This is a genomic window from Aminobacter niigataensis (genome assembly GCF_014200015.1).
GTDB lineage: Bacteria > Pseudomonadota > Alphaproteobacteria > Rhizobiales > Rhizobiaceae > Aminobacter > Aminobacter niigataensis.
The window spans coordinates 1,005,989-1,021,096 of sequence record NZ_JACHOT010000001.1 but is presented as its reverse complement, the minus strand read 5'-3'; the positions used below and the strand labels follow the sequence as shown (position 1 = coordinate 1,021,096).

13 protein-coding genes are annotated in these 15,108 nt (G+C 63.0%); 7 read left to right on the top strand and 6 right to left on the bottom strand.

Going from position 1 to position 15,108, the window contains the following annotated elements; all coding sequences use genetic code 11:
* Positions 1-6 precede the first annotated feature (6 nt).
* The 6 genes from GGQ99_RS05135 (at position 7) to rimO (ending at position 6,781) form a co-directional block, all read left to right on the top strand.
* The gene (locus tag GGQ99_RS05135; RefSeq protein ID WP_183261136.1) at positions 7-447 is read left to right on the top strand and encodes a DUF1036 domain-containing protein; all 441 of its coding nucleotides are present in this window, start codon (positions 7-9) and stop codon (positions 445-447) included.
* Positions 444-2,801, top strand: a complete 2,358-nt coding sequence (locus GGQ99_RS05130) for a peptidoglycan DD-metalloendopeptidase family protein (protein WP_183261134.1) — start codon at positions 444-446, stop codon at positions 2,799-2,801. The genes GGQ99_RS05135 and GGQ99_RS05130 overlap by 4 nt, the downstream gene beginning before the upstream one ends.
* Positions 2,802-2,934: 133 nt before the next feature.
* Positions 2,935-3,969: a YncE family protein gene (locus GGQ99_RS05125; protein ID WP_183261132.1), complete on the top strand. Its 1,035-nt coding sequence runs from the start codon at positions 2,935-2,937 to the stop codon at positions 3,967-3,969.
* A 58-nt stretch (positions 3,970-4,027) separates the two neighbouring features.
* Positions 4,028-4,372 (top strand): hypothetical protein, encoded by a 345-nt coding sequence (locus GGQ99_RS05120; protein WP_183261130.1) that lies wholly within the window; start codon positions 4,028-4,030, stop codon positions 4,370-4,372.
* 198 nt (positions 4,373-4,570) lie between these two features.
* A complete protein-coding gene (locus tag GGQ99_RS05115; protein ID WP_108608098.1) occupies positions 4,571-5,266 on the top strand; it encodes a TerC family protein in 696 nt (231 codons plus the stop codon).
* Positions 5,267-5,464: 198 nt separating this feature from the next.
* Positions 5,465-6,781, top strand: a complete 1,317-nt coding sequence (gene rimO, locus GGQ99_RS05110; protein ID WP_183261128.1) for a 30S ribosomal protein S12 methylthiotransferase RimO — start codon at positions 5,465-5,467, stop codon at positions 6,779-6,781.
* Between the two features lie 117 nt (positions 6,782-6,898).
* Here rimO and GGQ99_RS05105 read toward each other — a convergent pair whose 3' ends face one another.
* The 6 genes from GGQ99_RS05105 to pcsA form a co-directional block, all read right to left on the bottom strand.
* Entirely contained in the window at positions 6,899-7,969 is a 1,071-nt protein-coding gene (locus tag GGQ99_RS05105; RefSeq protein ID WP_108608096.1) for a BMP family ABC transporter substrate-binding protein, read from the bottom strand.
* A 112-nt stretch (positions 7,970-8,081) separates the two neighbouring features.
* Positions 8,082-8,996: an ABC transporter permease gene (locus GGQ99_RS05100; RefSeq protein WP_108608095.1), complete on the bottom strand. Its 915-nt coding sequence runs from the start codon at positions 8,994-8,996 to the stop codon at positions 8,082-8,084.
* Positions 8,989-10,089 (bottom strand): ABC transporter permease, encoded by a 1,101-nt coding sequence (locus GGQ99_RS05095; protein ID WP_183261126.1) that lies wholly within the window; start codon positions 10,087-10,089, stop codon positions 8,989-8,991. The genes GGQ99_RS05100 and GGQ99_RS05095 overlap by 8 nt, the downstream gene beginning before the upstream one ends.
* Positions 10,089-11,666 carry an ABC transporter ATP-binding protein gene (locus tag GGQ99_RS05090; RefSeq protein WP_183261124.1) on the bottom strand — a complete coding sequence of 526 codons (1,578 nt, stop codon included), beginning with the start codon at positions 11,664-11,666 and terminating at the stop codon, positions 10,089-10,091. Before GGQ99_RS05090 ends, GGQ99_RS05095 begins: the two co-directional genes overlap by 1 nt.
* A gap of 102 nt (positions 11,667-11,768) precedes the next feature.
* Positions 11,769-12,746 carry a quinone oxidoreductase family protein gene (locus GGQ99_RS05085; protein ID WP_183261122.1) on the bottom strand — a complete coding sequence of 326 codons (978 nt, stop codon included), beginning with the start codon at positions 12,744-12,746 and terminating at the stop codon, positions 11,769-11,771.
* A gap of 4 nt (positions 12,747-12,750) precedes the next feature.
* Positions 12,751-13,491 carry a phosphatidylcholine synthase gene (gene pcsA / locus GGQ99_RS05080; protein WP_183261120.1) on the bottom strand — a complete coding sequence of 247 codons (741 nt, stop codon included), beginning with the start codon at positions 13,489-13,491 and terminating at the stop codon, positions 12,751-12,753.
* 385 nt (positions 13,492-13,876) lie between these two features.
* Between pcsA and GGQ99_RS05075 the strand changes: the two genes are divergently transcribed.
* Positions 13,877-15,106, top strand: coding sequence for a UbiH/UbiF family hydroxylase (locus GGQ99_RS05075; protein WP_183261118.1), 1,230 nt, complete (start codon positions 13,877-13,879; stop codon positions 15,104-15,106).
* Positions 15,107-15,108 lie beyond the last annotated feature (2 nt).

Sequence of the window (15,108 nt, the reverse complement as noted above, 5' to 3'; positions counted from 1 at the left end):
GCGACCATGTTCGAGCGCGCCGCAGCAGCGGCGTCTGCGGGGCTGGTCGTCGCATGCCTGGCGGTACTTTCGCTGCCTTTCTCCCCCACTGTCGCCCGCGCTGAGTTCACCGTCTGCAATCAGACCCTCGACGTCGTCAATCTTGCCGTCGGCCAGGAGGTAGAGAGGGCCTTCCAGACCGACGGCTGGTGGACCATCGGTGCCAACCAGTGCGTCAATGTCATCCGCGACGAACTCTCCAACCGCTACGTCTACATCTACGCCACGGATGTCTTCGGCAACGCGATCCTGAGCGGCTCGACCGACATGTGTGTCGAGCGCAAGCGCTTCACCGTGCGCGGCATCGAGGAATGCTGGCAGCGCGGCCACATCGCCGCACGGTTCTTTGAGGTCGACACGCTCGACCAGGCGCGCTGGACCTTCTTTCTCACCGGGCGCTCGCCATGACGCACGGCATCGATGCCAGCTTCAAGCTGCAGAAGCAGGAGCGTTTGGCGCGGCGCAAGCGTGAACGCCAGTTCAAGGTCGTGGTCGCGGGGGGAATCGTCTTGTTGCTCGCCATTGCTTCGGCCGCCTACTTCACCTCCAGCTACTGGCTGCCAGGCGAATATGAGGGCGATCTCGCGCCGACCGAGGACGTGGACACAGTCCCGCCGGACGCCGCCATCTATGTGCCAGCCATTGTCGACCTCGCCGGCGATCCGATGTGGATCAACCTGGCGCACGAGGCCGGAGGCGAAACCAAGCGCCGTTCCATGACCCGTCCCCTCGACCTCGTCGAGGACGGTATCTCGCCCAGTATCGAATATCTTTCCGACACCATGCTGAGTTCCAGCGAACGCTTCATGACTGCCATCCCATCAACGCAGGAGGACTTTGCCTTCTTCCAGGCGCAGCGCGCGGTGGTCGAGCCTGCTGCAGGGCAGCAAGTGGATATCCAGCCTGCACCACCTTCGGCGACCGATCTCGATGAGATCGAGCCAGAGGACGATGACGCAGCCGATCTCGGCGCGGGCTGGGGCGAAACCATCGACCAGGGCGAAGCTGCCCTGCCCGCATTCGAGAAGACCGCCGTCGAAAACAACACCAGCGTGGCAACCGTGACACCGGAGCCCGAGCGGTTCGAGGCGACAGAAGACATCTTCGTCAAGATACTCACCAACCGCACTCTCGAAAGCGTGGCCCTTGAAGCACGCTTCCCCGCAGCCGAAGCCAGGCTGGCAAGCGACACCCTGAAGGCGCTCTTCAAGCTGGACAACCTCGAACCCGGCTATGTCGTCGCCCTGCGCGGCTTCAGGCCACGACGTGGCGCGCCCGCAATGGCGCTGATGCAGGTTTCGGTCTACGCCATGAACAGATTCATAGGCACGCTTGCCCGCAATGCCGCCGGTCAGTTCGCCTCCGGTGTCGACCCGTGGGTGCGCGACGACCTGTTCAACTATTCCGGTGCGCCGCAGGCAGGAGCGCAGAAGCGCCAGTACCGCCTGCTCGACGCAATCTATTCGACAGCCGCCCGCAACAACGTCCCCACGGGGGTGCTCGGTGAAGCGATCATGTATCTGTCGCGCGGCCAGGATCTGAACGCTTTTGCCACGGAAGATCAGCGGCTGGTCCTGCTCTATTCGGAAACGGCGCGCGGCAAGGATGGCGTGGCCGGCCGCGTGCTCTATGTCGGCGTTCATGGCACGGACAAGAAACTCGAGTGTTTCGTCTTCCAGCAAAGCGACGGACAGTTCTCGTGTGTTAGCGGTGACGACCAGGTTCGTTCGCTGGCGACGACGAATGGCATGGTCACGCCGGTCAATGGCGTCATGACGTCGACCTTCGGGCCGCGCAAGCATCCGATCCTGAAGACGGTCCGCATCCACAAAGGCGTCGACTGGGCAGCGCCCATAGGCACGCCGATCGCCGCAGCTTTCGACGGCCAGGTGGCGTTCGAGGGCGATGGCAAGGGTTACGGCAATCTCATCCGCATCACCCACGCGAACAATCGCGAAACCCGATATGCCCACATGCAGCGTTTCGCCGACGGCATCAGCGTCGGAACCACCGTCAAGGCAGGTGATGTCATCGGCTATATCGGCACCACGGGCCTGTCGACCGGCCCGCATCTGCATTTCGAGCTCTACCAGGACGGCCAGGCCATCGATCCGCTCGGCACGGTCACGGTCACCGTGGCCGCGACCACCGTCGTGACGGCTTCCTCGGACGATTCAGCCATCGAGGTTTTGACCAACCGCATCATCCACGTCGAAAGCGGCGGCAGCGCCCGCGCCAAGAACCCGCTGTCGTCGGCGACAGGCCTGGGGCAATTCATCTCCAAGACCTGGATCAGGATGATGAACACTTACCGGCCCGACCTGGCCAGTACCTTGTCGACTGCCGAACTGCTCGAATTGCGCTTCGACCCGACGATCTCGCGCGAAATGGTGCGCAACCTCGCCCGCGAGGGCGAATCCTATCTCAAGCAGCGGGGCCACCAGATCACCGCCGGGCGGCTCTACCTGTGCCACTTCCTTGGTATGGAAGGCGCGCATCAGATCCTGTCGGCGTCTGGCGACGCAATGATTGCCGACGTCCTTGGAGCCGTCGTCATCAAGGCCAATCCGTTCCTGACCGGCAAGAACGCCAGCTATGTCGTTGCCTGGGCCGAAAAGAAGATGACCGGACGTGCACCGGCGATCGCGACGCAGCCGTCTGCGCCTACGACCACACGAGAAGTGAAGCAGACGTCCCCCGAATTCGAGAGGTACAAGCAGGCGATCGCCAAGACCCTGACGTCGGTGGAAACCACGCTGTGATCGCTGCGGCTCGCATTTCAGCAATTGCTGATGCGACACACCTTGTCACGACTCCCGCAGTCATGATTTGTAGCGCCGAGCAATCGCGCCGTCCGCCATCATCGTGGCAAGGACCGGCTTTGGACCGCCGCACATGAACATCGCCGTCCCCAACCGCACGATCATCGTTGACGACAGGCCTGCCGACCTTGAATTCGTGGTGGCGGAGCATGTCAGGCAGGTCATCGCGCGCCTCGGCCGAACGGAAGACCTGCGTTTTTCACCTGATTTCCGGCGCCTCGCGCTCGCTGGCTTCGGCAGGAGCATGTGCCTGCTGTTCGACATCGAGATCGTCCGCTCTGCCGGCAAGCCGATCCTGCACGTCAGGGACTATTTCGAGCTGCATTCGCCCGACCTCAAGGATCCGCATGGTTTCGATTTCATCGACAATCGGACACTGGTGGTGGCCAACCGCGGTGGTGCAGTCACCGTTTTCGATCTGCCTGCCGGTTCACGGTCGCAACGCGTCCACGATTTATCGCCGTCGCGTGTCGTCCGTCGCGCTGGCCTCAGCCGACGTATTTCCACGCCCGGCTCCGTATGCGTGTCGGCCATGAACAATGGACGATGCGAACTTCTCGTATGCAACAACTACAAGCACCGGGTCACGAGACACGTCGTCAGGCTCGGTAGTGGCTGGTCGCTACCGCGAAACTCCATCCTTCTGGAGCAAGGGCTTGATGTCCCCGATGGCATCGCAATCAGCCCTGACAAGGCATGGATCGCCATCAGCAACCACATGACGCATTCGGTGCTTCTGTTCGACAACCGAAAGCGGCTCGATCGCCGGTCGGCTCATGTCGCTACGCTTTCCGGCGTCGGCTACCCCCATGGCCTCAGATTTTCGCCGGACGGCACCATGATCTATGTCGCCGACGCTGGCTCGCCTTATGTACATGTCTACCGCCGTGCCGGTAACGGCTGGTCCGGCGAACATGCGCCTGTGCTTTCTTTCAGGGTCATTGACGACCAAACCTTTCAGAAAGGGCGCCACAATCCAGAAGAAGGCGGCCCGAAAGGGCTCGATATCGACGCTTTGGGCGAGTTGCTGGTGGTTACCAATGAAGAACAGCCCCTCGCCTGCTTTCACATGCCCACTTTGCTGTCGCAGAAGAATTTTGCGAATTAGCACAACGGCTTGATTGCAAGTACTTTATCGCCGCCGCCGACCGCGATATAGAACTCGCATGAGTTTAAGTTGGAAATTGGCGCCCGCGCTTGCCCTATGTCTTTCGGCCACGACGGTCGGCGGCTGCAGCCGCTCGTCCGACGGAACCGTCATCATTCCCAAGCCGATGGACTCCAGGCGCTTCTGGCAGGACGACGACGCCAGGCGCGCTGCCAGCGAAAGCTCTCAAGCCGCGTCCTTCCCGGCGGGTCCGGAAATCCGCTTCGTTACCCAGCAGCCTGGCCCGCGCCCGGTGACACGTGCGCCGCGCCGCGCTTCCGAGAGTGCCGCGGGCAGCTCCAAGCCGATGTCTTGCCGTGCCATCACCGGTCCGACCGGGCGTGTCAGATACGCCTGCGAATAACCGCTTTCACGGGCCGGCCATGTCCGCGCTCAGTCCGCTGAACCGATGATTTACACCCCCTTTTCGTCAGGCTGGTGTCAGCAAAGCCCCGGTTTTTGCGTATTTCGCGCAAACACCGCCATAGCCGGTTGACGAGCAAGCATCGACCGTTATAGCCCACCTCCAGTCGCTGGAACTGAATGGAGAAGGTCCCGCCCGATGGAGATATTCACTGCTGCAGGCTTCACGGCCCTTCTGCAGGTCATTGCTATCGACCTCGTGCTCGCTGGCGACAATGCCATCGTCATCGGCCTTGCCGCCGCGGGACTGCCCGCCGATCAGCGCAAGAAGGCCATCCTCGTCGGCATCGCCGCTGCGACCGTGCTCCGCATCGGTTTCGCGCTCATCACCCAATGGCTCCTGGCCATCGGCCCGATGTTGCTCATCGCCGGCGGCCTGCTGTTGCTGTGGGTCTGCTGGAAGATGTGGCGCGAACTGAGCGTCAGCCACGAACAGGAACATGAAGCCACCGAAGCGCTGTCGGATGCCGACTACGATAGGGACGGCAAGATCGCCGGCAAGGGTCCGCGCAAGACCTTCGCCCAGGCCGCCTGGCAGATCGTCATCGCCGACGTGTCGATGTCGCTCGACAACGTCCTTGCCGTTGCCGGTGCTGCCATGGACCATCCGACCGTCCTGATCATCGGCCTCGCCCTGTCGATCGCGCTGATGGGCTTTGCCGCCTCCTTCGTCGCCCGCCTGCTGCACAAATATCGCTGGATCGCCTATATCGGCCTGGTCATCATCCTCTACGTCGCATTGAAGATGCTGCTCGACGGTGCTGTCGACCAGTTCCCGGAGCAGTTTGGCTTCCTGAGCCAATGGTTCGGCGGACATAGCGCCCCTGCCCACTGAGGCTGACACGAATGACGAAAAAGGGCCGGAACAATCCGGCCCTTTCTTGCATGTGGCCATCAGCCAGTTTGCTTGGGCGCCGATTTGTGCTATTGCGCCGCCCGAATTGAGCTCTTTTCAGAGCCGACAGATCGAGAAAATTCAAGACTTCCGGGCCGGCCCTCAAGGGTTGCGGCCCGTATCCATTGGAACCCGTTTATGACCGCAGCACCCCGCGTCAGCTTTGTCAGCCTCGGTTGCCCAAAGGCGCTTGTCGATTCCGAACGCATCCTCACGCAGCTCCGCGCCGAAGGCTACGAAATCGCCCGCAAGCATGACGGCGCCGACCTCGTCGTGGTCAACACCTGCGGCTTCCTCGATTCCGCGCGCACCGAGTCTCTGGACGCCATCGGCACGGCGATGAAGGAGAACGGCAAGGTCATCGTCACCGGCTGCATGGGCGCGACGCCGGAACTGATCCGCGAAAAGCACCCCAACGTGTTCGCCATCACCGGCCCGCAGGCCTATGAGAGCGTCATGACGGCCGTCCACGAGGCAGCGCCGCCCGCGCACGACCCGTTCACCGACCTGCTGCCGCCGCAGGGCGTCAAGCTCACCCCGCGCCACTACGCCTATCTCAAGATTTCAGAGGGTTGCAACAACCGCTGCACCTTCTGCATCATTCCAGACCTGCGCGGCGACCTGGTCTCGCGCCCGGCCGGCGACGTGCTCCGCGAGGCGGAAAAGCTCGCCAACGCGGGCGTCAAGGAACTGCTGGTCATCTCCCAGGACACCAGCGCCTACGGCATCGACATCAAATATGCGACCAGCCCTTGGAAGGACCGTGAGGTTCGCGCGAAATTCCTCGACCTGTCGCAGGAACTCGGCGAGCTCGGCATCTGGGTGCGCATGCATTACGTCTATCCCTACCCGCATGTCGCCGACGTCATTCCGCTGATGGCCGAGGGCAAGATCCTGCCCTACCTCGACATTCCCTTCCAGCACGCCTCGCCGCAGGTACTGAAGAACATGCGCCGCCCCGCCCATGGCGAGAAGGCGCTGGAGCGCATCCGCGGCTGGCGCGATGTCTGCCCCGATCTTGCCATCCGCTCGACCTTCATCGTCGGTTTCCCCGGCGAGACCGAGGAAGACTTCGAAATGCTGCTCGACTGGATCGACGAGGCCAAGATCGATCGCGCCGGCTGCTTCAAATACGAGCCGGTCAGCGGCGCGCGTTCCAACGACCTCGGCCTCGAACAGGTGCCGGAAGAGGTCAAGGAAGCCCGCTGGCATCGCTTCATGCAGCGCCAGCAGAAGGTTTCAGCCGCCCAGCAGGCAAGGAAAGTCGGCAAGCGCCTGCCCGTCATCATCGACGAGGCGAACGGTACTTCGGCCAAGGGCCGCACCAAATACGACGCGCCCGAGATCGACGGCTCGGTGCATATCCAGTCGCGCCGCCCGCTGCGCGTTGGCGACATCGTCACCGTCAAGATCGACCGTGCCGACGCCTATGACCTCTACGGCTCGGCCGTCTGATCCGCGAACATCCGGCAAGGCGGCAATGCCCCATCGCCAACCCAACAAAAAACCCCCGGCAAGACCGGGGGTTCTTTTTTGGAGACGCCACAGGCGCCCCCGCAACGATCGATCTGCTTACTGCGGCAGCTTGTCGTCGACGCCCTTGACGTAGAAGTTCATGCCGAGCAGCACGCCATCCTCAGCCACTTCGCCGGCCTTCAGCCACTCGGTTCCGTCCTGCTTGGTCACAGGACCGGTGAACGGGTTGAAAGCGCCCGACTTGATCTTGGCTTCGGTTTCCTCGGCCAGCTTCTTCGCTTCATCGGACATGTTGGCGTAGGCCGCCATCACGACGTGCCCTTCCTTCATGCCGCCCCAGATGTCGCTCTGCTTCCAGGTGCCGTCGACGACCTCCTGGATGCGCTCGATGTAGTACGGGCCCCAATCGTCGACGATCGAGGTCAGCTGGGTGGTCGGGCCGAACTTGATCATGTCCGATGCCTGGCCGAACGCCTTGATGCCGCGCTCGGTCGCAACCTGCATCGGGGCGGTCGAGTCGGTGTGCTGGGTGATGATGTCGACGCCCTGGTCGATCAGCGCCTTGGCGGCGTCTGCTTCCTTGCCGGCGTCGAACCAGGTGTTGGCCCACACGACCTTGACCTTGAAGTCCGGATTGACCGACTGCGCGCCGAGCATGAAGGCATTGATGCCCATCACCACTTCCGGGATCGGGAAGGAAGCGATGTAGCCGGCGACACCGGCCTTCGATTCCTTGGCGGCGATCACGCCCTGCACGTAGCGGCCTTCATGGAACTTCGAGTTGTAGGTCGCAACGTTCGGATGCTCGCGCTTGTAGCCGGTGGCATGCTCGAACTTCACGTCCGGGAACTTGCCGGCGACCTTGTTGGTCGGGTCCATGAAGCCGAAGGAGGTTGCAAAGATGATGTTGCAGCCGGAACGTGCGAAGCGTTCGATGGCGCGCTCGGCGTCCGCACCTTCCGGCACGCTTTCGAGATATGCTGTCTCGAGCTCGTCGCCGAACTTCTCCTTGGCCTGCAGCAGGCCCTGGTGGTGCTGGTAGGAATAGCCGAAGTCGCCGATCGGGCCGACATAGACCCAGCAGGCCTTGACCTTGGCTTCAGCCGCCATTGTGCCGAACGACATCACGGCAGCGGCCGCGGCCAATGACAGAATTGTCTTCTTCATACTGTTGTTCCTCTTACTGGTTGCCCGGGGCACTATCCCATCCTTTTTATAGTCCCAGAGACATGATCTTCCCTCGAGCACCGCTGGGCGGTCGCGAGTCGACATCATGTCCTTAGCGATCTGGCACAAACGGCCGCCCCAATGAAGCCGGAGTGTTTACCATCGTCAGTCGCCTGTTGCGCGAGATTAGAACAAGTACAACGATAGTAGCCAGATAGGGTAGCGAAGAAAGTAGTTGCGAAGGTACGCCGATGCCCAGGGCCTGGGCATGCAACTGGCCGATCGATACTGCTCCGAACAGATAGGCGCCGGCCAGCACCCGCCACGGCCGCCATGAGGCGAACACGACCAGCGCCAGCGCGATCCAGCCGCGGCCTGCCGTCATGTTCTCGATCCATTGCGGCGTGTAGACGAGCGACAGATAGGCACCGGCCAAACCCGCGCACGCGCCGCCGAACATCACCGCGAGGTAGCGGATACCGATGACGTTGATGCCGAGCGCATGTGCCGAGGTGTGGTTGTCGCCGATCGAGCGCAGCGTAAGCCCTGCCCGCGTGCGGAACAGGAAGTACGCGACGCCGGCGGTGAGCAGCAGCGAAACGTAGAACAGCGGGTCCTGGCCGAAGAACAGCTTGCCGACCAGCGGCAGATCGGTCAGCACGGGGATGTAGATGTAGTCCATCTTCACGCCCGGCTGGCCGACAAAACTCTCGCCAAGCATGCCGGAAAGACCGAGGCCGAGGAGCGTCAGCGCAAGGCCGGTCGCCACCTGGTTGGTCACCAGCGTCAGTGTCAGGAAGCCGAACAGCAGCGAAAACAGCGCGCCGACGATGATCGCGGCGAGCACGCCGAGCCATGGCGAGCCAGTGGCCAGCGCCACGCCGAAACCGGTCACGGCGCCCATCACCATCATGCCTTCGACGCCGAGGTTGAGCACGCCGGAGCGTTCGACCACCAGTTCGCCGACGGAGGCGATCAGCAGCGGGGTCGCCGCTGTCGCAATCGTAATCAGGATACCTTCAAACATTTTGGGTGGCCTCCACGGTCTTTGCAGCGGAGGAGCCGACAAAGCGGACGCGATAAAGGATGAGTGTGTCGCAGGCGAGCACGAAGAACAGCAGCATGCCCTGGAAAGCGCGCACCACCTTGTCCGATACGCCGATCGAGATCTGCGCCGCTTCGCCGCCGAGATAGGACAGTGCCAGCACCAGCCCCGCGGCGATGATGCCGAGCGGGTTCAGGCGTCCGAGGAAGGCGACGATGATCGCGGCAAAGCCGTAACCGGGCGAGATCGTCGGCCTGAGCTGGCCGATCGCACCGGATACTTCCGAAATGCCGGCCAGGCCGGCAAGGCCACCGGCAACCAGGAAAGCGAAGAACACCATGCGCGACTGGGAGAATCCTGCGAACTTGCCGGCGCGCGGGCTCTGCCCGAGCACTTGCACTTCGAAGCCCCTCAGTGTGCGCGACAGCATGAACCACAGCGCGACAGCTGCAACGATGGCGAAGACGAAACCCCAGTTCGCGCGGCCGGACGCCGACCAGATCTCGGGCAGGACCGCACTCGGGCTGAAAGTTCGCGTCTCGGGAAAGTTCATGCCCTCAGGATTGCGCCAGGGACCGCGCACCATCCAGTCGAGGAACAGTTGCGCGACGTAGACCAGCATCAGGCTGGTCAGGATCTCGTTGGTGTTGAAGCGGACCTTGAGATAGGCCGGAATGGCGCCATAGGCCGCGCCACCTGCGATGCCCATGAGCAGCATTAGCGGCAGGACGATCCACGACTGGAACTCCGGAAACATGACCGGCAGGATCGAGCCGGCTATGGCGCCCATGATGAACTGGCCCTCGGCGCCGATGTTCCAGTTGTTGGACAGGAAACAGATCGACAGCCCGACAGCGATCAGGATCAGCGGTGCTGCCTTGACCGCCAGTTCGTGCAGCGACCAGACCTCGCGCAGCGGGTCGATGAAATAGTAATACAGCGCCTCGACGGGGTCCTTGCCGAGCACCGTGAACATGATCGCGCCGGCAATCAGCGTCAGTCCAAGCGCGATGAAGGGCGAAAAGGCGGCAAACAGCTGCGAGCGTTCGGGGCGTTTGACGAGTTCGATGCGCATCACGCCACCTCTTTCGCAGGATCGAGATGGCCGGGTTCGGCGCCCCCCATCAGCAGGCCGATGCGTTCGAGGGTGGCTTCGGCGATCGGTATCGGCTTCGACAACTCGCCATTGTGCATGACCGCGATGGAGTCGGAGATCTCGAACAGCTCGTCGAGATCCTGGCTGATGACCAGCACCGCCGATCCGGCGCGCGCAAGTTCGATCAGCGCCTGGCGGATGCGCGCCGCAGCACCGGCATCGACGCCCCAGGTCGGCTGGTTCACCACCATCACGGCAGGGTTGCGGTCGAGCTCGCGGCCGATGATGAATTTCTGCAGATTGCCACCGGACAGTGCCGCAGCCTCTGGATCGGGCGCGCTCTTGCGCACGTCCATCGCCGTGATGATGCGCTGCGCCGCCTTCTGGATCGCGCCCGACTTGACCATGCCGCCGGTGCCGACAAAAACCTTGCCGTCGGTGGTGTGGCGCGACAGCAGGAGGTTTTCCGACAGCCGCATGCGCGGTGCCGCTCCGTGGCCCAGGCGCTCTTCAGGCACGAAGGCAGCACCCAGCAGGCGCCGCGCCGATATACCCATGCGCCCGGCCGACTTGCCGCGGATGCGGATCGCGTCCGCGCTTTCCTGCAGTGCCTCGCCCGAAATCGCTTCGAACAATTCGCCCTGGCCGTTGCCGGCAACGCCGGCAATGCCGATGACCTCGCCGCCGGCGACGCTCAGCCAGATGTTCTTGAGCGGCATCGAGAACGGCCCGGCCGGCTTGCGGCTCATGCCGCAGATGCTGAGCAGCTCTTCGCCGCGAACCGCAGCCGTGGTGCGCTCGGCGTTCTTCACCTCTGTGCCGACCATCATCCGCGCCAGCGAGGACGGCGTCTCCAGCCGTGGGTTGCAATGTCCCACCACCTTGCCGTGGCGCATGATCGTCGCGCTGTCGCAAAGCCGCCTCACCTCGTCCAGCCGGTGCGAGATGTAGAGGATGGATTTGCCTTCTGCGCGCAGTCTCTCAAGGGTCTCGAACAGCTTGTCGGCTTCCTGTGGCGTCAGCACCGAGGTTGGCTCGTCGAGGATGATCAGATCCGGCGTCTGCAGCAGGCAGCGAATGATCTCGATGCGCTGGCGTTCGCCGACCGACAGGTCGCCGACCAGCGATTCCGGATCGAGCGGCAGGCCGTAGCTGTAGGACAGTGCCCTCGCCTTGGCGGCAATCGTGCTGATCGGCGTGTCGTCGGCCAGCGAAAGGGCGATGTTTTCGGCAGCCGTCAGCGCTTCGAACAGCGAAAAATGCTGGAAGACCATGCCGATGCCGAGCTTCTTGGCAACGCCCGGGCTGGTGATCCTGGCGGGCTGGCCGTTCCAGTGGATTTCGCCCGCATTGGGCTCCAGCGAGCCGAACAGCATCTTCACCAGGGTCGACTTGCCGGCGCCGTTTTCACCGAGCAGGGCATGGATTTCGCCCTTGGCGATGGTCAGGTCAACCTGGTCGCACGCCTTCAGCGTGCCGAATATCTTCGTCAGGCCGCGAACCTCAAGTAGGTTCCGACCATTGGCTAAAGGGGTTGTGTCCACAACGCCTCCCATTGTCAGTTCTTTTTTATGTTCCCGGGAGCATGGTAGGCGCGTCCTGCTCCCGGCGCAAAGCATGTCACAAGTTGAAAGAGCTTCAAGGATTCCAGCAACAATTCAAGGAATAAGTACCGTTGTTCCGGTGGTCTTCCGGCCTTCGAGATCGGCATGTGCCTGGGCGGCGTCGCGTAGCGCATAACGCTGGTTGATCCTGATTTCGACCGCTCCGTTGAGCACCACATCGAACAGCGCCTCGGCCGAGCGGACCAGATCTTCGCGCTTCGCATTATAGGCGAAAAGGGTCGGGCGCGTTGCATAGAGCGAGCCCTTCTGCGCCAGCAGCGAAATGCTGAATGGCGGGATCGGTCCCGACGACTGGCCGAAGCTGACGAAGGTTCCCAGCGGCCGCAGGCAGTCGAGCGAACCGGGAAAAGTGTCGTTGCCGACGGAGTCATAAACCACATCGCATTTCTGGCCGCCGGTGATCCTGGCCACTTCGGCGACAAAATCCTGGTCGCGATAGTTGATCACGTGGTCGAAGCCATGCGCCCTGGCGAGCTCGCCTTTTTCGTCCGAGCCTACCGTGCCGATCACCGTTGCGCCGAGATGCCTGGCCCATTGCCCGAGGATCAGCCCGACACCGCCGGCGGCGGCGTGATAGAGCACCGTGTCGCCTGCCTTCACCCTGAAGGTGCGCAGCAACAGGTATTCCGCCGTCATGCCTTTCAGCATCATCGCCGCGGCCTGCTCGTCGCTGATGCCGTCGGGCACCTTGACCAGCCTGTCGGCGGCAATCACCCGTTCTTCGCAATAGGCTCCGGTCGGCACGGCATAGGCGACACGATCGCCGACCTCGAGACCTTCGACGCCCTCGCCGAGTTCCAGCACGACGCCGGCCGCCTCGCCACCTGGGATCACCGGCATGCCGTTCGGCGCCGGATAGAGCCCGGTGCGGAAATAGACGTCGATGAAATTGAGGCCGATCGCGGTGTGCCGGATCAGGACCTGGCCCGCACCGGGGCGGCCGGCCTCGGCCTCTTCGTAGACCAGCGCCTCGGGGCCGCCATGGGCATGGACTCGCAGGGCTTTCGGCATGGCGTCAGTCCTTCTCGCTGTCGAAACCCGGCTTGGCGCCGAGGTTGGGGAAGAACTGCATCACGCCGCCGATGAAGAACAGGTAGATGCCGCTGACGGCAATGCCGATCTTGACCCAGTCGCTGGCATGCATCGCCTGCGCCAGGGCGATGGCCCCGAAGGCGCACCAGATCAGGGTGATCGGCAGGTTGATGTTCCTCAGCCGCACGACGCGCACCGGATGCAGGAAGTTCATCGGCACGAAGGTCAGGATTCCGGCGATGACGACGACCGCGAACGAGACCCACTGCCCCGGTTCGATGACGAACAAGGTGAACACCACCATGTTCCAGACGACGGGGAAGCCCTTGAAGAAGTTCTCCTTCGTCTTCATGCCTGTGTCGGCATAGTAGATCGCGCTCGATACGACGATGATCGCGCCCGACAGGAACGACAGGCCCTCGCCCATGAAGCCGCTCTGGTACAGCGCGAAGGCCGGAATGAGCACGTAGGTCACGTAGTCGATGATGTTGTCGAGCAATTCGCCCGACCATGTCGGCAGGATTTCCTTGACCTCGAGCTTGCGCGCGATCGGCCCGTCGATGCCGTCGACGAACAGCGCCAGCCCCAGCCACCAGAACATCGCCGTCCAGCGCTCCTCGCTTGCCGCGACCAGCGACAGGAAGGCCAGGAAAGAGCCCGATGCGGTGAGCAGATGTACCGAAAAGGCGCGCGCTTGCGGCCAGGTGACTTTCTTAGGCTTCACGGTTGCCGCCAATCGAGTTTGCAGAAATGGGCCGGATGAACGAAGCCGCAAGACAAGCATGTGCGGGAGAACTGCTGCGGCAGGAGGACATGAATTCTTCCTTCATGGCGCAATCCTGCTTGGCATCGGCAAACTCCCTTTCATCCGGCACTTAATAGCAGCGCCGCTCCCCAGACAAGCCGAAAGCAGAGTTGATGGCGTGCACGGGGAAGTTCGGCACAACTTCATGAAAAGATGAACAATAATCAGGCCATAGTGACGCAACGGAAAGCCGCGCGCCCGGTCGAATGGGATGAAACGCCGCGTTGATCAATGGCTTGTGCCTGCCTTATACCGGAATGATGAAGGTGCGCATTCGGCACCTCGCAAGCATGGACGGCGGCAGATGAGCGTCGACACGAAAACCCGCATTCTGGTGGCTGGCACCGGCCCGGTTGGCCTGATATCGGCGCTCGCTTTTGCCGAAGCCGGTTTCGGCGTCGTGCTTGCCGGACCGCCGGCGCGCGCCGACGACGGACGTACCACGGCCCTGATGGTCCCCGCGCTCAAGTTCCTCACCCGCCTCGGCGTTCTCGATGCCCTGGAAGCGGACGCCGCACCGCTCAAGGTCATGCGCATCATCGATGGCACCTCGCGGCTGGTCCGCAGCCCGATCGTCACGTTCCGCGCCGGCGAGATCGACGAAGAGCATTTCGGCTTCAACTTCCAGAACCGCGTCCTCAATGCCGTTCTGCAGCAGTCGGTCGAGGCACATCCAGGCATCGAATGGCGCCGGGCCCTGGTCGAGAACTGGACGACCGAACCGCACCAGGTCACGGCAGCGCTTTCGGATGGCACGACGGTGGTTGCACCGCTGGCGGTCGCCGCAGACGGACGAAACTCACCGGCGCGCCAGGCGGCAGGCATTTCGGCAACCGCCCGCACGCTGCCGCAGGCAGCCCTGGTGCTGAACTTCACCCACAGCCGCGACCATGCCTTCACTTCGACCGAATTCCACACCGAAACCGGTCCGTTCACCCAGGTACCGCTGCCCGGCCGTCGCTCCAGCCTCGTCTGGGTGCTGCGGCCCGAGACGGCAAAGCAGTTCGCCGATCTCGACGACGCGGCACTGTCGCTGCGTGTCGAACACCAGATGCAATCGATGCTCGGCCGCGTCACCGTCGAGGGTGGCCGCCAGATCTACCCGCTCTCGACCTCGTTGCCCCAGCGCTTTGCCCAGAACCGCATCGCCCTCGTCGGCGAGGCCGCGCACGTGTTTCCGCCGATCGGCGCCCAGGGCCTCAATCTCGGCATCAGGGATGTCGACCAACTTGTTGAAATGGCGTTGAAACATGCCGCTGACCCGGGCGCGCAGGCAGCGCTCGCCGCCTACGACTCGGCACGCCGGCCCGACATTCTTGCCCGCACCAGCGCGGTCAACCTGCTCAACAGGTCGCTGCTGTCGGACATGTTGCCGGCGCAGCTCGCCCGCAGCGCGGGGCTCAATTTTCTCGGCGGGTTCTCGCCGCTGCGCGCCTTCTTCATGCGCGAGGGCCTTCGCCCGGGCAGCGGCTTTTCGTCGATCGCATCCAGCCTGCGTTCGCCGCGCCGCCCGCGCGACATCTCGACGGAATAGCG